Annotated in this window: 18 protein-coding genes; 11 read left to right on the plus strand and 7 right to left on the minus strand. The window is 60.5% G+C overall.

Annotation, left to right across the window (positions count from 1 at the left end; all coding sequences use genetic code 11):
• From fmdA to urtA, 6 genes are all read right to left on the minus strand, one after another.
• A complete protein-coding gene (gene fmdA / locus ACQY47_RS01895) occupies nt 1-1,230 on the minus strand; it encodes a formamidase (RefSeq protein WP_428555094.1) in 1,230 nt (409 codons plus the stop codon).
• Nucleotides 1,231-1,437: 207 nt separating this feature from the next.
• Nucleotides 1,438-2,127 carry an urea ABC transporter ATP-binding subunit UrtE gene (gene urtE, locus ACQY47_RS01900; RefSeq protein ID WP_138815132.1) on the minus strand — a complete coding sequence of 230 codons (690 nt, stop codon included), beginning with the start codon at nt 2,125-2,127 and terminating at the stop codon, nt 1,438-1,440.
• A gap of 10 nt (nt 2,128-2,137) precedes the next feature.
• Nucleotides 2,138-2,896 carry an urea ABC transporter ATP-binding protein UrtD gene (gene urtD, locus ACQY47_RS01905; protein WP_428555097.1) on the minus strand — a complete coding sequence of 253 codons (759 nt, stop codon included), beginning with the start codon at nt 2,894-2,896 and terminating at the stop codon, nt 2,138-2,140.
• Nucleotides 2,893-4,074 carry an urea ABC transporter permease subunit UrtC gene (urtC, locus tag ACQY47_RS01910; protein WP_428555100.1) on the minus strand — a complete coding sequence of 394 codons (1,182 nt, stop codon included), beginning with the start codon at nt 4,072-4,074 and terminating at the stop codon, nt 2,893-2,895. Before urtC ends, urtD begins: the two co-directional genes overlap by 4 nt.
• 10 nt (nt 4,075-4,084) lie before the next feature.
• A complete protein-coding gene (urtB, locus tag ACQY47_RS01915) occupies nt 4,085-5,002 on the minus strand; it encodes an urea ABC transporter permease subunit UrtB (protein ID WP_428555103.1) in 918 nt (305 codons plus the stop codon).
• 173 nt (nt 5,003-5,175) lie between these two features.
• Nucleotides 5,176-6,384 (minus strand): urea ABC transporter substrate-binding protein, encoded by a 1,209-nt coding sequence (gene urtA / locus ACQY47_RS01920; protein WP_138815129.1) that lies wholly within the window; start codon nt 6,382-6,384, stop codon nt 5,176-5,178.
• Nucleotides 6,385-6,686: 302 nt separating this feature from the next.
• Here urtA and ACQY47_RS01925 point away from each other — a divergent pair, with 302 nt between their 5' ends.
• From ACQY47_RS01925 to ACQY47_RS01940, 4 genes are all read left to right on the plus strand, one after another.
• Nucleotides 6,687-10,070, plus strand: coding sequence for an ATP-binding protein (locus tag ACQY47_RS01925; RefSeq protein WP_428555107.1), 3,384 nt, complete (start codon nt 6,687-6,689; stop codon nt 10,068-10,070).
• A complete protein-coding gene (locus tag ACQY47_RS01930) occupies nt 10,045-10,710 on the plus strand; it encodes a response regulator (protein ID WP_428555110.1) in 666 nt (221 codons plus the stop codon). Before ACQY47_RS01925 ends, ACQY47_RS01930 begins: the two co-directional genes overlap by 26 nt.
• A 219-nt stretch (nt 10,711-10,929) precedes the next feature.
• On the plus strand, nt 10,930-12,237 hold the full coding sequence (locus tag ACQY47_RS01935) for an IS4 family transposase (protein ID WP_428557409.1): 1,308 nt from the start codon (nt 10,930-10,932) through the stop codon (nt 12,235-12,237).
• Between the two features lie 660 nt (nt 12,238-12,897).
• Nucleotides 12,898-14,205, plus strand: coding sequence for an IS4 family transposase (locus ACQY47_RS01940; protein ID WP_170040993.1), 1,308 nt, complete (start codon nt 12,898-12,900; stop codon nt 14,203-14,205).
• 165 nt (nt 14,206-14,370) lie between these two features.
• On the opposite strand, the gene ACQY47_RS01945 is transcribed toward ACQY47_RS01940, so the two are convergent.
• On the minus strand, nt 14,371-15,201 hold the full coding sequence (locus tag ACQY47_RS01945) for an IclR family transcriptional regulator (RefSeq protein ID WP_017139599.1): 831 nt from the start codon (nt 15,199-15,201) through the stop codon (nt 14,371-14,373).
• A gap of 242 nt (nt 15,202-15,443) precedes the next feature.
• On the opposite strand from ACQY47_RS01945, the gene ACQY47_RS01950 reads away from it, so the two are divergent.
• Genes ACQY47_RS01950 through ACQY47_RS01980 form a run of 7 tightly spaced genes read left to right on the plus strand, consistent with a single transcriptional unit; the run spans nt 15,444 to nt 21,882 of the window.
• Nucleotides 15,444-16,472, plus strand: a complete 1,029-nt coding sequence (locus tag ACQY47_RS01950) for an ABC transporter ATP-binding protein (RefSeq protein WP_428555114.1) — start codon at nt 15,444-15,446, stop codon at nt 16,470-16,472.
• Nucleotides 16,469-17,314, plus strand: a complete 846-nt coding sequence (locus ACQY47_RS01955; RefSeq protein ID WP_236373133.1) for an ABC transporter permease — start codon at nt 16,469-16,471, stop codon at nt 17,312-17,314. The genes ACQY47_RS01950 and ACQY47_RS01955 overlap by 4 nt, the downstream gene beginning before the upstream one ends.
• Nucleotides 17,315-17,318: 4 nt before the next feature.
• Nucleotides 17,319-18,113, plus strand: a complete 795-nt coding sequence (locus ACQY47_RS01960) for an ABC transporter permease (RefSeq protein ID WP_017139602.1) — start codon at nt 17,319-17,321, stop codon at nt 18,111-18,113.
• Nucleotides 18,113-18,403: a (2Fe-2S)-binding protein gene (locus ACQY47_RS01965; protein ID WP_017139603.1), complete on the plus strand. Its 291-nt coding sequence runs from the start codon at nt 18,113-18,115 to the stop codon at nt 18,401-18,403. The genes ACQY47_RS01960 and ACQY47_RS01965 overlap by 1 nt, the downstream gene beginning before the upstream one ends.
• The gene (locus tag ACQY47_RS01970) at nt 18,400-19,743 is read left to right on the plus strand and encodes an FAD-dependent oxidoreductase (protein WP_428555119.1); all 1,344 of its coding nucleotides are present in this window, start codon (nt 18,400-18,402) and stop codon (nt 19,741-19,743) included. The genes ACQY47_RS01965 and ACQY47_RS01970 overlap by 4 nt, the downstream gene beginning before the upstream one ends.
• A complete protein-coding gene (locus ACQY47_RS01975) occupies nt 19,740-20,837 on the plus strand; it encodes an NAD(P)/FAD-dependent oxidoreductase (protein WP_428555122.1) in 1,098 nt (365 codons plus the stop codon). The genes ACQY47_RS01970 and ACQY47_RS01975 overlap by 4 nt, the downstream gene beginning before the upstream one ends.
• Before the next feature lie 13 nt (nt 20,838-20,850).
• Nucleotides 20,851-21,882, plus strand: a complete 1,032-nt coding sequence (locus tag ACQY47_RS01980; RefSeq protein ID WP_428555125.1) for an ABC transporter substrate-binding protein — start codon at nt 20,851-20,853, stop codon at nt 21,880-21,882.
• Nucleotides 21,883-21,884: the final 2 nt, after the last annotated feature.

A 21,884-nucleotide genomic window follows, 5' to 3' on the forward strand; every position in this document is an offset into this window, starting at 1 on the left:
CTACAGGTCCGGGGCGATGGGCAGGTCGATACTGCCGTCAAGGAATTGGGTTGGGCCGTTGGCGTTGGGGTTGATATCGAACTCGAAGATCTCCGTCGGCAGCCACAAGGTGGCGCAGGCGTTGGGAATGTCTACCACGCCGCTGATATGCCCTTGCACCGGCGCCGAACCGAGCAACGCATAGCCCTGGGCCGGCGAGTAACCGAACTTGGTCAGGTAGTTGATCGCGTTCAGGCACGCCTGACGGTAAGCGACATTGACATCCAGATAATGCTGCTGCCCCTGCTCGTCCACCGAGATGCCTTCGAAGATCAGGTAGTTCTTGTAGTTCGGTGTGATCGGGCTCGGTTTGAACACCGGGTTCTTGATCCCGTATTTGGCCATGCCGCCCTTGATCAGCTCGACCTTCATATGCACCCAGCCGGCCATTTCGATGGCGCCGCAAAAGGTGATTTCGCCGTCGCCCTGACTGAAGTGCAAATCGCCTACCGACAAACCGGCGCCGTTGACATAGACCGGAAAGAAGATCTTCGAGCCACGGGACAAATCCTTGATGTCGCAGTTACCGCCATGCTCACGCGGCGGCACGGTGCGTGCGCCAGTGGCGGCGGCATCGTCGCGGGCCTGGCCCTTGAGTTTGCCCATGTGCGCAGTCGCAGCCAGCGGCGCGTTGGCCAGCGGCGGCACGCGGGTGGGGTTGGTGTCGATCAACTCCTGTTCGCGGCGGTTCCAGTCGGCAAGCATCACCGGATCGGGCAGGCAGCCGATCAACCCTGGGTGGATCAAACCGGCGAAATTAACTCCAGGGATATGCCGGGAGCTGGTGAACATGCCCTTGAAATCCCAGATGGCTTTTTGTGCGCTGGGAAAGTGATCGGTGAGAAAACCACCGCCATTCTGGCGTGAGAAAAACCCGTTGAAGCCCCACTGCGAATCGGCCTTGGCGCCGATATCAAGCAAATCCACCACCAGCAAGTCGCCCGGCTCGGCACCGTGCACGCCCACCGGGCCGGACAGGTAATGCACGGTGGACAGGTCCACATCGCGCACGTCACTGGCGTCGTCGTTGTTCTTGATCGCGCCGGCGGTCCAGTCATAGGTTTCCAGGATGAAGTCGTCGCCGGGCTTGACCCAACAGGCCATCGGAATATCCGGGTGCCAGCGGTTATGGATCTGCTCGTTCTCGGTGACAGGTTGGTTGAGGTCGACTTTGATCAGCGTTTCGGTCATGGACTGGCTCCTGGACGGATGGGGTGAAGCGTTGAATCCAGTCTCGACGAGCCAGGTAAAACGGGGAATACGTTGGATGACGTATGACACGCACGCAAAAAAGTGGGAGCTGGCTTGCCTGCGATAGCGGTTGTCCAGTCAACATTTCTGTGACTGATAGACCGCTATCGCAGGCAAGCCAGCTCCCACAATTAAGCCATGTGTTGTTTAGACGGACAGGTAGCGGCTGATGGTCGCCTCATCCACCCGGTCGCGGGTCTCTTCGATCACGAAGCGGCCCTTCTCGATCACCAGAAACCGGTCGGCAATTTCCAGGGTAAACGACAGCACTTGCTCGGACACCACAATGGTCAAATCCCGCAGGTTGCGAATCTCCTTCAGCGTGCGCGCAATGTCCTTGATGATTGACGGTTGGATGCCTTCGGTCGGCTCATCGAGCAACAACACCTTGGGGTTGGTCGCCAATGCACGGGCAATCGCCAACTGCTGTTGCTGGCCGCCGGAAAGGTTGCCGCCCTTGCGTGACTGCATGTCATGCAGCACCGGAAACAGCGCATACAAATCCTCCGGCACTTTGCCCCGCGCAGACGCGGGCAAGCCGGTCTGGATATTTTCCAGCACGGTCATACTCGGGAAAATCATGCGGCCCTGGGGCACATAGGCAATGCCGCGCTCCACCCGCTCATGGGTTTCCAGCGCCGACACATCGTGCCCGTCCACACTGACCTGGCCTTTCCACTGCGGCAAAATCCCCATCAGGCTCTTGAACAAGGTGGTCTTGCCCATGCCATTGCGCCCCATCACCGCGACGATTTCGCGCTTGGCCACGTTGAGGTCCAAGTCATGAAGGATCTGGCTCTGGCCGTAGCCGCAGGACAACTGGTCGATCTTGAACATGCCGAACTCCTCAGTGGCCCAAATACACTTCGATGACTTTAGGGTTGCTTTGCACCGACTCCATGCTGCCCTCGGCCAGCACCTTGCCCTGGTGCAGCACCGTGACTTTGTGGGCGATGCTTTTGACGAACTCCATGTCGTGCTCGATCACCAGCACCGAACGGCCCTGGCTGATGCGCTTGAGCAAATCAGCCGTCTGCGCGCGCTCATTGACGCTCATGCCCGCCACCGGCTCGTCGAGCATCAGCAGCTCGGGGTCTTGCATCAACAGCATGCCGATTTCCAGCCACTGCTTTTGCCCGTGGGACAACAGGTCGGCCTGTTGTTGCAGCAAGTCGCCGAGGAAGATCTCCCTGGCCACCTCTTCCACCCGCGCAACCACTTGGGCGCTGCGCTTGAAAAACAGCGCACCCCACACCTTGCGCCCCGCCGGGTACGACATCTCAAGGTTCTCGAACACCGTGAGGTTTTCGTAGATCGACGGGTTCTGGAATTTGCGCCCCACGCCTGCGCGTACGATGTTGTACTCACGCATCTTGGTCAGTTCCTGGCCATCGAACTGGATACTGCCGCTGGTGGCGCGGGTCTTGCCGCAGATCAGGTCAAGCACCGTGGTCTTGCCGGCGCCGTTGGGACCGATCACCACGCGCACTTCATTGCGGTCGATATACAGGTTGAGGTTGTCGACCGCCTTGAAGCCGTCGAACGACACGGTGAGGCCTTCGATGGCCAGCACCGGCTTTTTCATTTCAAAGCCAACGGCAGTCATGGCTGGGTCTCCAGGATCTCGGGGTTGGCTGGGGCGTTGGCTGAAGTTGAGGCTGGGGTGGGAGCTGGCGTTGAGGTTTTCACCACCGGTTTGCGCCTCAGTAACCGCGCCAGGGCCTGACGCCCATGGCTTTCCCACAAGCCGGCCAAGCCGTTGGGAAAGTACATGACCACGGCAATAAACAGCCCGCCCATCAGGTACAGCCACAACTCCGGGAAGGACTCGGAAAAGTAGGTCTTGCCGTAGTTCACCAGCAGCGCGCCATACACCGCGCCGAGCAGCGACATGCGCCCGCCGACCGCGGCGAAAATCACCATCTCGATCGACGGCACGATGCCCACAAACGAAGGCGACATAAAGCCCACCTGCAAGGCAAACATCGCCCCGCCAATTGCCGAAAATGCAGCCGCCACGCAGAACACAAAGATCTTGAAACTGGCCACGTCATAGCCGGAAAAACGCACACGCTCTTCCTTGTCGCGCATGGCCATCAGCAGCCGGCCGAGCTTGGAGGCGAGGATAAATCGGCCGATAAAGATGCAGCCAAACAGCAAACCGGCGTTGATGAAGTACAAAATCAGCTTCGCGCTGTCGGTGCGCAGGTCCCAGCCGAGCAGAGTCTTGAGGTCGGTGATGCCGTTGACGCCGCCGGTGAGGCCTTGCTGGCCGACGATCAGCACCGTAAGGATCAGCGCAATCGCCTGGGTGACGATGGAGAAATACACATCGCCCACACGCCGTTTGAACAGCGCCATGCCGATCACAAACGCCAGCAGCACCGGCACCGCAATCACCGCCACCAGGGTAAAGCTGAAGCTGTGGAACGGCTGCCACAGCCAGGGCAGTTCGGTAATCTGGTTCCAGTCCATAAAATCCGGAATGCCCGGTGTGGACTGGATTTTAGTGCTCTCGGGGTCAGACGCTTCAAGCTTGAGAAACATCGCCATGCAGTAGCCGCCAACCCCGAAAAACACGCCTTGGCCCAAACTGAGTATGCCGCCATAACCCCAGCACAGCACCAGCCCGACAGCGACGAACGCGTAAGTCAGGTACTTGCCGACCATGTTCAGGCGAAACGCATCGAGCGTCAGGGGGAATACCACCAATATCAGCAGCGCCAACAGCACAATGCCGATCAGGTTTTGCTGGCCGCCCAGCAGCTTGTCTAAAGCCTTCATCTGCTCGCCTCTACTTGCGCACTTTGATGGAGAACAACCCTTGCGGGCGCAGCATCAGGATCAGAATCACCGACGACAAGGTCAGCACCTTGGCCATCGAGCCGCTAAGGAAAAACTCCGACAGCGATTGGGTCTGGGCGATCACGAACGCCGAAGCGATGGTGCCGAACAGGCTTTGCGCGCCGCCGAAGACCACCACCAAAAAAGTGTCGACGATGTACTGCGAACCCGCCGTCGGGCCAGTGGAACCGATGGTGGTGAACGCTGCGCCGGCCACGCCCGCGACGCCACAGCCGAGGGCGAAGGTCATGCGGTCGACCTTGCGCGTGTTGATGCCCACCGCGCGGCTCATCAAGCGGTTCTGCACCGTGGCGCGCACCTGCAAGCCCCAGCGCGAGCGGTACAGCATCAAAAATATCGCAGCGGTCAGCAGCAAGGTCAGGCCCATCATGAACAGGCCGTTACGCGGAATTTCGATGGCATCGGTGAAGTTCACCGAGCCCATCAACCACGCGGGCGGTTCGGCGCTGACTTCACGGGCGCCGAACACCGAGCGGAAGGTTTGCTGCATCACCAGCGACAAGCCCCAGGTGGCAAGCAAGGTGTCCAGCGGGCGTTTGTAGAGGCGGCTGATCATCGCCCACTCCACCAGCCAGCCGACGGCGCCGGCCACCAGGAATGACAGGGCGATGGCGATGAAGAAGTAATAGGGTTGAAAGCTCGGCGCAAAGTGCGCGGTCAGGCTGGAACACACGTAGGTGGTGTAGGCGCCAATGGTCAAAAACTCACCGTGGGCCATATTGATCACGCCCATCTGACCAAAGATGATCGCCAGCCCCAATGCCATCAGCAACAGCACGCAGAACACGGACAAACCGTTGAACCCCTGCATTGCCGCGATGGCCCCAAATTCCGATAGCCATTCCATGATGATGGTCTCCTGAGCGGGAGGTTGAAATGCAATCTGCTGTTGATTTATGTGAGAGCTGGCTTGCCTGCGATGGCATCACCTCGGCTGCAAGACCGAGTCGCCTGCATCGCAGGCAAGCCAGCTCCCACACAAGGCCAGTTCCCACAGTTGGATCTGTGTGTGCTTAAAACTTATTGATAGCCCTTGGGGAACGGGTTCGGTTCGATCAGATCCGACTCGTAGATCACCTTGAACTGCCCATCAGGCTGCACTTCACCGATGCGCGACTTGCTCCACAGGTGGTGGTTTTCGTGGATCTTCACGTAGCCTTCCGGCGCGTTTTTCAGCTCGATGCCAGGGCTTGCAGCGACGACTTTATCCACGTCGAAACTGCCAGCCTTTTCCACCGCCGCTTTCCACAACCACGGTCCAAGGTAGGCGGCCTGGGTTACGTCGCCGATCACCGCGTCCTTGCCGTATTTGGCCTTGAAGGCCGCAACGAAGGCCTTGTTGTTAGGGTTGTCCAGGCTCTGGAAGTACTTCATCGAGGCATAGAAACCGGCCATGTTTTCGCCGCCGATACCCAGCAGTTCGTCTTCGGTGACCGACAGGGTCAGCAGGGTTTGCTTGGATGAGTTCACACCCGCCGCGTTGAGCTGTTTGTAGAACGCCACGTTGGAACCGCCCACGACCGCCGCGAAGACCACGTCAGGCTTCTTCAGCTTGACCTTGTTGATCAGCGAACCAAATTGGGTGTTACCCAGCGGGTAGTAGTCTTCGCCAACCACAGTGCCGTGCAATACGTTTTCAATGTGCTTGCGCGCGATCTTCATCGAGGTGCGCGGCCAGATGTAGTCAGAGCCGACCAGGTAGAACGTCTTGGCGCCTTTGGTCTTGGCGATCCAATCGAGGCTGGCAAGGATCTGCTGGGTCGCTTCCTGGCCGGTGTAGATCACATTTTTCGACTGTTCCAGGCCTTCGTAGAAGGTCGGGTAGTAGAGCAAGCCGTTTTCTTTCTCGAAGATCGGCAACACGGCTTTGCGTGAGGCCGAGGTCCAGCAGCCGAACACGGCGGCGACCTTGTCGTTGACCAACAGCTTCTTGGCTTTTTCCGCGAAGGTCGGCCAGTCAGAGGCGCCGTCTTCCTGGATCACCTTGATCTGGCGTCCCAGGATCCCGCCCGAGGCGTTGATCTGCTCGATGGCCAGGCGCTCGGCCTGGATCGAGCCGGTCTCGGAAATCGCCATGGTGCCGGTGGCCGAGTGCAACTGGCCGACGGTGACTTCGGTGGGGGTCACGGCCAGGCCTTCGTTATCGGCCAGCACGCCCTGGCTGAACAGAGCGGCCGCCAGTAAGGACAAGGCCAACAGCGGTGTGGAGCGAATCAATCGTGATGCCATGGGGCGACTCCTCTGCAATGAGGGGTTCAGCATGGCGGCAGGCAGCCAGCACGGGTATACGCAGCCTGACGTAACGGGGTACGTCATTTGACGTATGCCGCTGCGCACCTTTTCAGGGCAGGATCGCGCCCGCCCAGCCACCGTAAATCAATGTGGGAGCTGGCTTGCCTGCGATAGCGGTCTAAGCAGTCACCTCTGCAGTGGCTGACCCAGCGCCATCGCAGGCAAGCAAGCTCCCACATTTTGAAGCGGGGCATGGAACTTGCTCATCCATACCCGACCTCTTCCCGGAGCCTCCCACCGTGCACCCTCCTTCCGGCACCCAGCGCATCATCAAGATCCGCCGCGACTACAACACGTGGGTCGCCGACGAGACCATGGAAGACTATGCCCTGCGCTACACGCCCAAGTCGTTTCGCAAATGGTCGGAACTGCGCATCGCCAACACGGCCCTGGGGGCGGTGTCGTTCCTGGCGCTTGAAGCCATCGGCGGTGTGCTGTCCTTGAGTTACGGTTTCACCAACACCTTCTGGGCGATCCTCACCATCAGCCTGGTGATTTTCCTGACGGGCCTGCCGATCAGTTATTACGCAGCGCGCTACGGCGTGGACATGGACCTGCTGACCCGAGGCGCCGGCTTCGGCTATATCGGTTCGACCATCACCTCGCTGATCTACGCCAGTTTCACCTTCCTGTTCTTCGCCCTGGAAGCGGCGATCATGGCTCTGGCGCTGGAGCTGTATTTTCATATTCCGCTGGCCATCGCCTACGTGATCTGCTCGCTGCTGGTGATTCCGCTGGTGGCCTATGGCGTCACCCTGATCAGCCGCCTGCAACTGTGGACGCAGCCAATCTGGCTACTGTTGCTGGTGCTGCCCTACGGCTTCGTGTGGTGGAATAACCCCGATGCGTTCAGCGACTGGACCAGCTTCGTCGGGCGCAGTGGCGATGGCGGCAGTTTTAACCTGTTGGCGTTCTGCGCCGCCTGCACCGTGGCGCTGTCACTGGTCACCCAAATCGGTGAACAGGTCGACTACCTGCGCTTCCTGCCGGAAAAAACCGCCGCCAACCGCAAGCGCTGGTGGGCCGCCCTGCTCTGCGCCGGCCCGGGCTGGATCATCCCCGGCGCATTGAAAATGTTCGCCGGCGCGTTCCTGGCGTTTTTGGCCCTGCAACATGAAATCCCCATGGAGCGCGCCGCCGAGCCGACCCAGATGTACCTGGTCGCGTTCCGCTACGTGTTCAGCTCGCCGGAATGGGCGCTCGGGGCGATGGTGCTGTTCGTGTTCATCTCGCAGATGAAAATCAACCTGACCAACGCCTACGCCGGCTCCCTGGCCTGGTCGAACTTCTTCGCCCGCGTCACCCACAGCCACCCCGGCCGCGTGGTGTGGCTGGTGTTTAACGTGGCCATCGCGCTGATGCTGATGGAGCTGGGCGTGTTCGATGTGATCGATCAGGTGCTGGGACTGTATGCCAATATCGCGATTGCCTGGATCGGTACGCTGGTGGCGGACCTGGTGATCAACAAGCCGCTGGGCCTGTCGCCCAAACACATCGAGTTCAAGCGCGCGCACCTCTACGATATCAACCCGGTGGGCGTCGGCTCGATGTTGATCGCGTCGCTGCTGTCGATCCTCGCCCACTTCGGCCTGTTCGGCGCGCTGGCCGAGGCTGCGCCGCCGTTCGTGGCACTGGGCACGGCGCTGGTGATGGCGCCGCTGTTGGCGTGGTTGACGCGCGGCAAGTACTACATCGCGCGTACCAGCCCTGTGCATTTGATTCACCCGGTAGCGCCTGCAACCCACGCGGTCTGCGGCCTGTGCAGCAACCCGTTCGAAACGGCCGACATGGCGTTCTGTCCAGCCTACAGCACGCCAATCTGCTCGTTATGCTGCTCGCTGGATGCGCGCTGCGGTGACCGCTGCAAACCCCATGGGCGGCTGGCCAACCAGTTTGAAAGCCTGTTGCGCGGGTTGCTGCCCAACACCTTGATGCCGCGTTTGCACACGAGGTTGGCGCATTATCTGGGGTTGTTGCTGGCGCTGGTGCTGATGCTCGCCGGGGCACTGGCGTTGATCTACGTGCAAGCCGCCCAGGGTTTGCCGCATTCGGAAACCCTTTACCAAGCCTTCTTCAAGGCTTTCCTGACCCTGTCGGTATTGGCTGCGGTGCTCGCCTGGTGGGTGGTGTTGACCCGCGAAAGCCGGCGCGTCGCCCAGGAAGAATCCGACCGCCAGACCCTGCTGTTGATGCACGAAATTGACGCCCACAGCCTCACCGACCAGGCGCTGCAACAGGCCAAGGAAGCCTCGGAAGCCGCCAACGCGGCCAAGAGTCGCTACGTCACCGGCTTGTCCCACGAACTGCGCACACCGCTCAATAGCATCCTAGGCTTCACCCAGATTCTGCAGCGCGACCCGGCCATGCCCGAACAGCACCAGGACGCCCTGGCAACCATCCTGCGCAGCGGTTCGCACCTGGTGTCGCTGATCGATGGCTTGCTGGATGTGGCCAAGATCGAGGCCGGCAAGCTGCGTCTGGAACTCACCGAAATCCCCTTCCCCGAGCTGATCCATGACTTGGAACAGATGTTCACGCCGCAGGCCCAGGACAAAGGCCTGGGTTTTCGCCTGGACTGCGTGGGCAAGATCCCAGCCGTAGTGCGCGGTGATGAAAAACGCGTGCGGCAGATCCTGATCAACCTGCTCGGCAACGCCGTGAATTTCACCGACAGCGGCGAAGTGTGCCTGCGGGTCAGCTACATGCGCGAAACCGCCAACTTCGAAATAATCGACACCGGCATCGGCATTGACCCGGAGCAGATCGAACGGATCTTCCAGCCGTTCGAACGCGGCGACCTGATGCGCCAGGACAAGGGCGTGGGCCTGGGGCTGACCATCACGCGCATGCTCACCGCGCTGATGGGCGGCGAGCTGCGTGTGACCAGCGAACGGGACAAGGGCACCTGCTTTCAGGTGCGCCTGTTTCTGTCCCAGGTACGCGCCCCGCAAGCGGTGGTGCATGTGGAGCATGACATTGTCGGTTATCAGGGCGCACGCCGACGCATCCTGGTGGTGGACGACCATGTGGACCATCGCAAAGTGCTCAGCGGCCTGCTCACGCCCTTGGGCTTTGAAGTGATCCAGGCAAGCAATGGCCAGGATGCGATCCGCCAGGTGGCGTTAATGGCGCCGGACCTGATCCTGATGGACCTGTCGATGCCGACCCTGGATGGTTATGAGACCAGCCGCTTGATCCGCCGCAATGCCCTGTCCACCGCGCCGATTATCGTGATCTCGGCCAACGCCTTTACCGACGACCGTGAACGCAGTATTGCCGCTGCGTGCAACGACTACCTGGCCAAACCGGTGCGCACCCCGGAGCTGCTCGGGAGCCTGCAACAGCACCTGGACCTGCAATGGCTGCGCCGCACCAAAACCTTCACGGCTCCCGCACGGCACAGCGTGCTGCCCAGCCCCGAAGACCTCGCCGTGCTCGCCGAACTCAGCGCCATCGGCTATGTGCGCGGCCTGCACGAAAAACTCGACACTATTTTGGCACGCAACCCGGATGCGGAACCCTTCATCAGCAAAGTGCGTGGTTTGCTCAAGGGTTTCCGCCTGGATGAACTCAACCGAACGCTTAAGGAGGCCGAAGATGAATGCGCCCACCCGCAACACTGAACCCGGCGTGGTGCTGATCGTCGACGACACCCCGGACAACCTCGCCATGCTCTCGGGCGCCCTCGACGACGCCGGCTACATGGTGCTGGTGGCCCTCGACGGCCTCAGCGCCTTGAACCGCGTGCAACGCAGGCGGCCGGACCTGATATTGCTGGACGCGATGATGCCCGGCCTGGATGGCTTTGAAACCTGCCGTCGGCTCAAGGCGCAACCCGAAAGCGCGGACATCCCGGTGGTGTTCATGACCGGGTTGACCGACAGCAAACATGTGGTGCAGGGCTTTGAGGTGGGCGGCAGTGATTACGTGACCAAGCCGATCCAGACCGATGAAGTGCTGGCGCGGGTGGCGGCGCATTTGCGTACGTCGCGCATCCTGCTGTCGGCACGCGCGGCGACGCAACCGAGTGTGTTGACCCTGGAGGACGCACCGGCGCAGAGGCTGTTATCGGCCAGGTTTCAGTTGACCGAACGTGAGGTGGAGGTACTGCGATGGGTGGCGTGCGGGAAAACCAATCGGGATATTGGCGATATCCTGGGGTTGAGCCCGCGCACCGTGAACAAACACCTGGAGCATGTGTATGTGAAGCTCGGCGTAGAAACCCGCACGGCCGCCACTTCAGTTGCGTTAGCTGCGATCTGAACAGGTGGGAGCTGGCTTGCGTGTTGTGGTGGTTTGTCGGTGTGTCGGTGTGTCGGTGTACATATCCGTTGCTGCGGTAACGGCTGAGTAGGGCTCCGCTCTTACAGCCATGCCTTTCAAGGTCTTGGTTTAAAATCCCCTAATCAATTCAGTCAGGACGACGAAGCTATGTGGGAAAAGGTTTTAGAACGGTTTGAAAAACAAGCACCAGCCAGTGTCATGACCAAGCTGGTCTTGGAGCAGGCCGTAGATGCCAAGTGGGTAGACAAGGTGTTCGATGATCATCGCCAGCGTCAGTACTCCCGTGAGCTTTTGTTTTCAACCGTTGTTGAGCTGATGTCCCTTGTTTCATTGGGCTTGAGGCCGTCATTACACGCGGCGGCGCGCAAGATGGAGGGCCTTTCGGTCAGCCTTGCAGCCCTCTATGACAAGATCAAGCGAACCGAACCCGAGCTTCTGCGCGCCCTCATTTCGGGCAGTGCCGAGCGTTTGATACCGACCGTAGAAACGCTTGGCCATTCATCGATCCTTCCCGGTTGGCAGTTGCGTATTGTTGATGGCAACCATCTGCCGGCCACTGAAAAACGTCTAGGTGCTCTGCGCAATGAGCGCGGCGCAGCACGCCCAGGATTTTCAGTAGTTGCCTACGATCCGGATCTGGATTTAGTCGTTGATCTTCAGCCGTGGGAAGATGCCTACGCCAGTGAGCGAGTCAGTGTTTTACCGCTACTGACCCGCGCATGCGCGGGCCAGTTGTGGATGGCTGACCGGCTCTATTGCACGCTGCCCGTCTTGCAAGCCTGCGAGGACACGGGGGCTTCGTTCATCGTTCGCCAACCCAGCAAACATCCACGACTCGTCCAAGAAAGTGAGTGGCAAGATTCAGGAGCAGTCGATAGCGGCACCGTTCGCGAACAAATCATCGAAGTGACCAGTGGCCGCCGCTGGAGACGCGTTGAATTGAGCCTGCAAACAGCGAATGACTCAGGTGATGTGGTGATGTGGTTCTGGAGCAATTTGCCCGACACCATCAGTGCTCAACAGATAGCTGATTTGTACCGTCGTCGCTGGAGTATTGAAGGCATGTTCCAACGCCTTGAATCGGTACTGGAGAGTGAAATCACAAGCTTTGGCAGCCCGAAAGCCGCGCTGCTGGGCTTTGCCTCGGCGGTGCTGGCTTACAACGTTTTATCGGTTCTCAAACGTAGTGTTGAGCAGGCGCACCGGGAAACACAGCCAGAGGGTTGGGAAGCTTCGATTTTCCACTTGGCGGTGCATGTTCGCAGTGATTATCAAGGTTTGCAGATCGCATTGCCTGCGGAAAATTTCCCCCTTGAAAAGACCTCGCAAGGGCTGGCAGAGCGATTACTGGCCCTGGCGAGGTTGATCAAACCCAAGTCCGTCGCAAAGAGCCCTCGCGGCGCCAAAGTCGCTAAACCCAAGGAGTGGCTGGAAGGTAAGGCGGCACGGGCGCATGTCTCAACAGCTCGGGTGCTTAAGGCTGCCAAGGCGGATAAACAGGCCTAAACATGACGTTAAACGGACTCTTAAACATAGACCTTGAAAGGCATGGCTCTTACAGCGGGTCACTTTTGGCAAACGCCCGGAATGCCGGCCCAGCCAAAAGTAACCAAAAGGTCTTCGCCCCACCACTCGGCACCTCGCTTAGGCTCGGTGTGCCCTCACTCCGGCCATCGTGGTTGACGGGGCGCCTCAGATCAAAAGCAAGATCAAAAGCAGAGCACGGCGGCCTGAAAGCCGACCTGAGTGGTTAGATCAAAAGCGAAAAGCGGATTTGCATACACCTGGGATCTGCTTTTCTGTGGGAGCTGGCTTGCCTGCGATGCAGACACCTCGGTGCATCAGGTACACCAAGTTGATGCCATCGCAGGCAAGCCAGCTCCCACCTTTGACCGAGTATGGCACTGCTGTTGCTGTTGCTCCGGCTCTTACATCCTTTTCAATGACGTAGTCAGCGGTCTTTTGATCTGCGCTCTTGATCTTGATCTGAAATCGCCCCGTCAACCATGTGTTCGGTCCGTACACGTCCTTGCAAAAGTGACCCGCTGTAAGAGCCATGCCTTTCAAGGTCTTGGTTTAAAATCCCCTAATCAATTCAGTCAGGACGACGAAGCTATGTGGGAAAAGGTTTTAGAACGGTTTGAAAAACAAGCACCAGCCAGTGTCATGACCAAGCTGGTCTTGGAGCAGGCCGTAGATGCCAAGTGGGTAGACAAGGTGTTCGATGATCATCGCCAGCGTCAGTACTCCCGTGAGCTTTTGTTTTCAACCGTTGTTGAGCTGATGTCCCTTGTTTCATTGGGCTTGAGGCCGTCATTACACGCGGCGGCGCGCAAGATGGAGGGCCTTTCGGTCAGCCTTGCAGCCCTCTATGACAAGATCAAGCGAACCGAACCCGAGCTTCTGCGCGCCCTCATTTCGGGCAGTGCCGAGCGTTTGATACCGACCGTAGAAACGCTTGGCCATTCATCGATCCTTCCCGGTTGGCAGTTGCGTATTGTTGATGGCAACCATCTGCCGGCCACTGAAAAACGTCTAGGTGCTCTGCGCAATGAGCGCGGCGCAGCACGCCCAGGATTTTCAGTAGTTGCCTACGATCCGGATCTGGATTTAGTCGTTGATCTTCAGCCGTGGGAAGATGCCTACGCCAGTGAGCGAGTCAGTGTTTTACCGCTACTGGCCCGCGCATGCGCGGGCCAGTTGTGGATGGCTGACCGGCTCTATTGCACGCTGCCCGTCTTGCAAGCCTGCGAGGACACGGGGGCTTCGTTCATCGTTCGCCAACCCAGCAAACATCCACGACTCGTCCAAGAAAGTGAGTGGCAAGATTCAGGAGCAGTCGATAGCGGCACCGTTCGCGAACAAATCATCGAAGTGACCAGTGGCCGCCGCTGGAGACGCGTTGAATTGAGCCTGCAAACAGCGAATGACTCAGGTGATGTGGTGATGTGGTTCTGGAGCAATTTGCCCGACACCATCAGTGCTCAACAGATAGCTGATTTGTACCGTCGTCGCTGGAGTATTGAAGGCATGTTCCAACGCCTTGAATCGGTACTGGAGAGTGAAATCACAAGCTTTGGCAGCCCGAAAGCCGCGCTGCTGGGCTTTGCCTCGGCGGTGCTGGCTTACAACGTTTTATCGGTTCTCAAACGTAGTGTTGAGCAGGCGCACCGGGAAACACAGCCAGAGGGTTGGGAAGCTTCGATTTTCCACTTGGCGGTGCATGTTCGCAGTGATTATCAAGGTTTGCAGATCGCATTGCCTGCGGAAAATTTCCCCCTTGAAAAGACCTCGCAAGGGCTGGCAGAGCGATTACTGGCCCTGGCGAGGTTGATCAAACCCAAGTCCGTCGCAAAGAGCCCTCGCGGCGCCAAAGTCGCTAAACCCAAGGAGTGGCTGGAAGGTAAGGCGGCACGGGCGCATGTCTCAACAGCTCGGGTGCTTAAGGCTGCCAAGGCGGATAAACAGGCCTAAACATGACGTTAAACGGACTCTTAAACATAGACCTTGAAAGGCATGGCTGTAAGAGCGGAACCATAGGCAGCCGTTACCGCAGCAACGGATATGTACACCGAAAGCCCGCCATCGCAGGCAAGCCATCTCCCACAGAAAAGCTGATACTCATCGGGTTGAGATGAGCTAGCCACCAAAGGTCTGCGACGGCCGACGCAACGTCGGATCAAACGGGTTGATCCGTGGCCCGATCGCCGCCGCTTCGCGCTTGAGCAACTCCACCACCATCGGCAACCGACTCGGCCCCAAGCGGTCACTGATGGTCGCCACACTCAGCGCCGCCACCGCGTGCCCGTCGCGATTCAGAATCGGCACCGCCAACCCGGCCATGCCTTCGAGCACGCCGGTGTTACGCGCCGCATAACCCAGACGCCGCACATTCTCGACCTCGGAGCGCAACAACACCTCGTCATACAGGTGAAAATCCTTGAGGCGTGGCAGGTTGTAGCGAATCACCGTCTCACGCTCCTCCTCCGGCAAGAACGCCAGAATCGCCAGGCTGCCCTGCCCCACGCCGAGCGCCACGCGCCCGCCGATATCGCCAGTGAAGGTGCGAATCGGATACGGCCCTTCGCTGCGATCCAGGCAGATCGCATCAAAGCCGCTGCGCGCCAGCAAAAACAGCGAATCGCCCAATGAAGCACTCAGGCGCAACATGCTCGGGCGCACCAGATCGCGCAAATTACCAGTCTTACCCGCGTTGGCCGCCAGGGCGAAGAACTCCAGGCTCAGGCGATAGCGCTTACTGCGCGCATCCTGCTCAACCATGCCCTCCTCCATCAGGCTACGTAGCAGCCGGTGCGTGGTGGGTTGCGACAGCCCGACTTGCTGCGCGAGCTGAGTCACGCGCTCACCGCCTTCGGGCACTTCGCCCAACGTGCGCAATAACGCAAACAGCCGAGAGACGCTCCCAGCGCCGACTTCCTTACCGTTTTCATTCCGCTCAGTGGAATTCATAACACTTAATCTCGGCATACATTCTGGTGAATGAATAAAATTGAAAATAATAGTCCGTTCAGTGAAATTCCATCTTCCGCCCATCCTAGTCTTCGTCCTAATCTGCGTCCACAGGGGCGAAATGAACAACAACGAGCAGCCGACGTGAGATCGAGCGCCAACGCACCCGCAACACTCTTTTCGCATCTGCCCAAAACAAAAAAGCGCGTTTCGACGCGACTCAAAAAAGGTGGAACGCAGACATGGCTTTTCTCCAACTCAACGCCTTGAGCAAACGCTACGGCGCCGTCGACGCTGTGGTCGCCACCGACCTTGCAGTGGAAAAAGGCGAGTTCGTCTCCCTGCTCGGCCCATCAGGTTGCGGCAAGACCACCACCCTGCAAATGATCGCCGGCTTTGTGGACGTGAGCGGCGGGCAGATCCTGCTCGACGGCCGCGACATCACCCACGCCAAACCCGCCAGCCGTGGCTTGGGCGTGGTGTTCCAGAGCTACGCGCTGTTCCCGCACATGAGCGTGCGTGACAACGTGGCCTTCGGCCTGCAGATGCGCAAAGTGCCGGCCGCCGAAATCGCCAGCAAAGTCAAAACCGTGCTGGAACTGGTGCGCCTGGCCCCGCACGCCGAGCGCTACCCGCGTGAATTGTCCGGCGGCCAGCGCCAACGTGTGGCCCTGGCGCGTGCGCTGGTGATCGAGCCGCCCGTGCTGCTGCTCGATGAGCCACTGTCCAACCTCGATGCCAACCTGCGCGAAGAAATGCAGTTTGAAATCCGCCGCATCCAGTGCGCCGTGGGCATCACCACCTTGATGGTCACCCACGACCAGGCCGAGGCGCTGTCGATCAGCGACCGCGTGGTGGTGATGCAGGCCGGGCGCGTGACCCAGATCGACGCGCCCTACAAACTTTACGAACACCCACGTACGCGGTTTATCTCGGACTTTGTCGGCAAGGCCAACCTGCTGGCCGGTGACTATGACGAATTCGGCACTGCGCAAGTGCGTCTTGTCGGCGGCAAAGGCGAACTGGTCCTGAGCCTGCGCCCGGAAAAAATCCAGCTGGTGGATGCAGGTGCAGGCCGCCTGCAAGGCAAGGTTCTCGACAGTTATTTCTTCGGCAGCCAGTGGCTCTACCGCATCCAAACGTCTCTGGGCGAAATCACCGTGGTACGCAGCAACGACGGCAGCGCGCCGCTCGGTTGCGGCGCGGCGGTGGGCCTGGACTGGCATGCCGAATTGCTGCGCGTGCTGGCGACCGATGAGGTGCGCGCATGAGCCGTGGTTATCTGTTGTCGTTGCCGGCCCTGCTGCTGTTCAGCGGCCTGCTGATCCTGCCGCTGTGCATGACCCTGGTGCTGTCGTTCAACGTGTTCGACTACCAGGTGGGCGTGAAGGCCGATGAGTGGACCTTCGCCCATTACCTGTCGCTGTTCAGCGATGCGTACTTCTACGAGATCTTCTGGCGCACCTTCTGGATCAGCGCCCTGGTGACTCTGCTGTGCGTGGTGATCGGCGTACCCGAAGCCTACATCCTCAGCCGCATGGGCACGCCGTGGCGCTCGATCTTTTTGATTGTGATCCTCACGCCGCTGCTGATCTCGGTGGTGGTGCGCGCCTTCGGCTGGAGCTTGTTGCTCGGCGCCGATGGGTTGGTCAACCAGGTCATCCAATTCCTCGGCGGGCGCCCGGTGAAGCTGCTGTACACGCCATTCGCCGTGGTGATCGCCCTGGTGCACGTGATGCTGCCGTTCATGATCATCCCGGTGTGGACCTCGCTGCAGAAGCTCGACCCGTCGGCGGAACAGGCGGCGTTGTCGCTGGGCGCCAGCCAGGCCACGGTGATGCGCAAGATCGTGTTGCCGCAAGTGATGCCCGGCGTGCTGTCCGGCACCTTGATCGTGTTCGGCCTGGCCGCCAGTTCCTTTGCGATCCCCGGCCTGCTCGGCGGGCGCCGCCTGAAAATGGTCGCCACCGTGGTCTACGACCAGTACCTCTCGGAACTCAACTGGCCCATGGGCGCGACCATTGCGGTGGTGCTGCTGTTGGTCAATTTACTGATCATGCTGAGCTGGAACCGCATGGTCGAAGGCCGCTACAAAAAGTCCCTGGGGGTTTAAGCGCATGTCCAGAAACGGTCCTTTGGCCCTCGGTTTTCATGGTGTGGTGGTGCTGTTCATGATGGCGCCGCTGGTGGTGGTGTGCCTGGTGGCCTTCACCCCGGAAAACACCTTGAGCCTGCCCACCTCGGGATTCTCGCTGCGCTGGTTTCGCGCGGTGTTCGAGCGTGCCGACTTTATCCAGGCGTTCTACAACAGCCTGATCCTGGCGTTTACCGCCGCCACATTGGCCACGTTGATTGCAGTGCCCGCCGCCTTGGCGATCAGCCGCTATCAGTTCCCAGGCCGCAACTTTTTCAGCGCGCTGTTCCTGTCGCCCATCATCATCCCGCACCTGGTGCTGGGCGTGGCGATGCTGCGTCTATTTGCGCTGATGGGCGTGAATGGCAGCTTCACCTGGCTGATGCTGGCGCACGTGGTGATCATCACGCCATATGTACTGCGCCTGGTGTTGGCGGCGGCCATTGGTATTGATCGCAGTGCCGAGCAAGCCGCCGAATCCCTGGGTGCCGGGCGCTTCACGCTGTTCCGTCAAATCACCTTGCCGATGATTCTGCCGGGGGTGGCCGGCGGCTGGTTGCTGGCGTTCATCAACAGTTTCGATGAAGTGACGCTGTCTATTTTTGTCAGCTCGCCAGCCACCCAAACCCTGCCGGTGCGCATGTATGTGTACGCTACCGAGTCCATCGACCCGATGATGGCGGCGGTCTCGGCGCTGGTCATTGCACTCACCGCAGCCACCATGATCCTGCTCGACCGGGTGTATGGCCTGGACCGCGTACTGGTGGGGAAACATTGATGGCCTTGTTCAAACGCTTGGCCGAAACCCGGCGCCCTGCCCTGGCCTTCACCCTCGACGGGCAACCGGCCACCGGTTTGCTGGGCGACACGTTGCTCACCGCCATATTGACCTGCGCCGAGCACCTGCGCGGCAGCGATTTCAGCGCCGAACGCCGCGCCGGTTTCTGCCTGATGGGCGCGTGCCAGGACTGCTGGGTGCGGCTGGAGGATGGGCGCCGTGTGCGGGCTTGCTCGACGCTGCTGCAAGAGGGCCAGGCGATCAGCCGCGATCCGGGGCGTCAGGCATGAAACCGATCGTGATTGTGGGCGCAGGCCCGGCGGGCATCAGCGCGGCGCGCACCTTGCTGAACCATGGCGTCAAGCCTTGCCTGGTGGATGAAAGCCTGCGCGGCGGCGGGCAGATTTACCGGCGCCAACCGGCTAATTTTCAGCGCTCGGCCAAGCAGCTGTATGGCTTTGAGGCGGGCAAGGCTACGGCCGTACACCGCACACTGGATGAGTTGGCGCCGCTGATCGACTACCGGCCCGAAACCCTGGTGTGGAATGCCGAGGACGGTCGCCTGGATATGCTGACTAACGGCTACGCCGAAAGCGTGGAGTACGCGCAGATTATCGTCGCCACCGGCGCCACCGACCGCATTCTGCCGGTGCCCGGCTGGACCTTGCCTGGTGTCTACAGCCTTGGCGCTGCGCAAATCGCGTTGAAATATCAGGGCTGTGCCATCGGTGAGCGCGTGGCGTTGTGTGGCAGCGGGCCGTTGCTGTATCTGGTCGCGTACCAATACGCCAAGGCCGGGGCCAAGGTGGTGGCGGTGCTCGACAGCGCGCCGTTCAGTGCCCAGTGCCGTGCTTTGCCGGCGCTGCTGGGGCAACCGGCGACCTTGGCTAAAGGCATTTATTACCGTGCCTGGCTCACTGCCCATGGGGTTCCCGTGTATCAGGGTGCGACGCTCCAGCAAATCGACGGCGAGCAACGGGTGCGTGGCATCCGCTGGGATAAGCACGTATTGGAATGCGATGCCGTGGCGTTCGCCCATGCGCTGCGCAGCGAGACGCAACTGGCGGATTTGCTCGGCTGTGAATTTGCCTGGAACAGCTTGAATCGCGCCTGGCTGCCACAACGCGACAGTGCCGGGCGCAGCAGCGTCAGCGGCGTGTACCTGGCGGGCGACGGGGCCGGGATCATGGGCGCCGATGCCGCGCAGATGGCCGGTGAACGTGCGGCGTTGGCGGTCCTGGAAGATTCAGGCGTCACCATCGATCCGCTTCGCCCAGCGCTGCTTGAGCAGCAACTGGCGGGTATCCAGCGCTTTCGCCATGGGCTGGAAACCGCATTCCCTTTCCCTGAGCAATGGGCTGCACAGGCGCCGGATGAGTTAATCCTGTGCCGCTGCGAAGAAGTCAGCGTCGGCGACGTACGCGCCGTCGTCGATGAAGGCCACTGGGAAATCAACCGGGTCAAAGCCCACTGCCGGGTCGGCATGGGCCGCTGCCAGGGCCGCATGTGTGGCCTGGCGGCAGCAGAGATTGTGGCCGAGCGCAGCGGTCGCGCCATACAAGACGTTGGCCGCCTGCGCGGTCAGGCGCCGATCAAGCCGCTGCCGTTTGGTGTGCAGGTGCAGCCATGATCGATGTGATTGTGTTGGGCGGCGGTATCGTCGGCGCCTCGGCGGCGTTGATGCTCGCGCAAAAAGGCCAGCGTGTGGCCTTGGTGGAGCGAGACTTTTGTGGCTCGCACGCCAGCGGCGTGAATTACGGCGGTGTGCGCCGCCAGGGCCGCCCCTTGCATCAACTGCCACTGTCACAACGCGCCCATGAACTGTGGGCCGACCTGCCGGGTTTGATCGGCATCGACGGCGAGTATGTGCGGTCCGGGCATTTGAAACTGGCGCGCAGCCATGGGGATTTCGCCGCGCTGCAAGCCTATGCCGAACAGACCCGTGGTTTTGGCCTGGGCTTGCAGTTGTTGGATTACACCGAACTGCGCGCTCGCTTCCCTTGGGTCGGGGATATCGCGGTGGGCGCCTCGCTGTGCCCTGAAGACGGGCATGCCAACCCGCGCCTGGTGTCGCCCGCTTTCGCCCGTGCGGCGCAGCGCCTTGGCGCGGCGGTGCACGAGCAGGCCGAAGTGACTCAGATCGAACATGACGGCCAGTGCTTTGAGGTGCGCTGCGCCAATGGCCTGCACCTGCACGCGCCGTGGTTGCTGAACTGCGCGGGGGCCTGGGCCGGTACGGTTGCCGCGCAATTTGGCGAGCCGGTGCCGATTACCTCGGCACACCCGGCGATGCTGGTGACCGAGCCGCTGCCAGTGGTGATGAACGTGAGCACCGGCGTTGAAGGCGGCGGGATTTATGCGCGCCAGGTCGCCCGTGGCAATTGCATCCTCGGCGGCGGCCGTGGTTTTGCCCTTGGCCCGCTGACGGCGCGCCCTGGGCAAGCGGCAGTTTTGGAGATTCTGCGCAATGCCGGCGAACTGTACCCGTTTCTCAAGGGTGCCCAGGCGATTCGTACCTGGAGCGGCACCGAAGGTTACTTACCCGATCATGAACCGGTGATCGGCCCCAGCAGCACCCAACCTGGCCTGCTCCACGGTTTCGGCTTTGCCGGCGCCGGATTCCAGCTCGGCCCCGCCGTCGGTGAAGCCTTGGCAGAGATCGTCTGCACAGGCGCCAGCCGCCAACCCATCGAAGCGTTTTCCATTCGTCGTTTCCAAGCCTGAGAGGAAAAACCCCATGAACCCACGTATCGCGCTGTCCTGCTTGCCCCTCGCCTTGCTCACCGCCACCGCCCATGCCGCGCCGACGCTGTACCTGGGCATGAACGGCGGCACCATGGAACGGGTGTACGCCGACAAGGTGCTGCCCGCGTTCGAGAAGGCCAATAACGTCAAGGTGGTGATTGTGCCCGGCACCTCGTCGGACATCCTCGCCAAGGTCCAGGCCAACAAAGACAACCCGCAGATGCACGTGATGTTCCTCGACGACGGCATCATGTACCGCGCCATTTCCATGGGCCTGTGCGACAAACTCACACCCAACCCGACCCTGGACCAGATCCCGGCCAAGGCCAAAATCAAGGATGAAGCGGTCGCCGTGACCCTGGGCGTCACGGGCCTGGGCTACAACGCCAAGATGTTCAAGGAAAAAGGCTGGGCCGCGCCCACCTCATGGATGGACCTGGCCGATCCGCGATTCAAGGACAAAGTGGTGTTCCAGTCGCTGGCCTCTTCCACCTTCGGCCTGCACGGTTTCTTGATGTTCAACCGCATCCAGGGCGGCTCCGAAACCAACGTGGAGCCGGGCTTCAAGGCCTGGCCAAAAACCATCGGCCCCAACGTGCTGGAATACATCGCCAGCTCCGCGAAAATTTCCGAGATGGTACAGACCGACGAAGCGGCGATCTTCCCGCTCACCCCGACTCAAGTGACCACGCAGCAATTGCTCGGCATCCCGATGGAATACGCCCAGCCCAAGGAAGGCGCAGTGGTGCTCAATGTGGCCGAGTGTGTCATTGCGCGTAATGACCAGCCGCAACTGGCGCAGAAACTTGCGGCTTTCTTGCTGACCGCCGAGGCCCAGGCGCCAGCGCTGGAAGAAGGTGACCAGATACCCTCGAACCCGACCACGCCGACCACCGACAAAACCCGCGCGCGGGTGGAGGCGATGCAAGGTTACTTGCAGACAGCGATTTCGATTGATTGGGACCAGGTGAACCAGGCGCGGCCGGAGTGGAATGCGCGGTGGAGCCGCTCGATCGAGCGGTAGCG

The organism is Pseudomonas edaphica (assembly GCF_965277385.1).
Lineage (GTDB): Bacteria > Pseudomonadota > Gammaproteobacteria > Pseudomonadales > Pseudomonadaceae > Aquipseudomonas > Aquipseudomonas edaphica.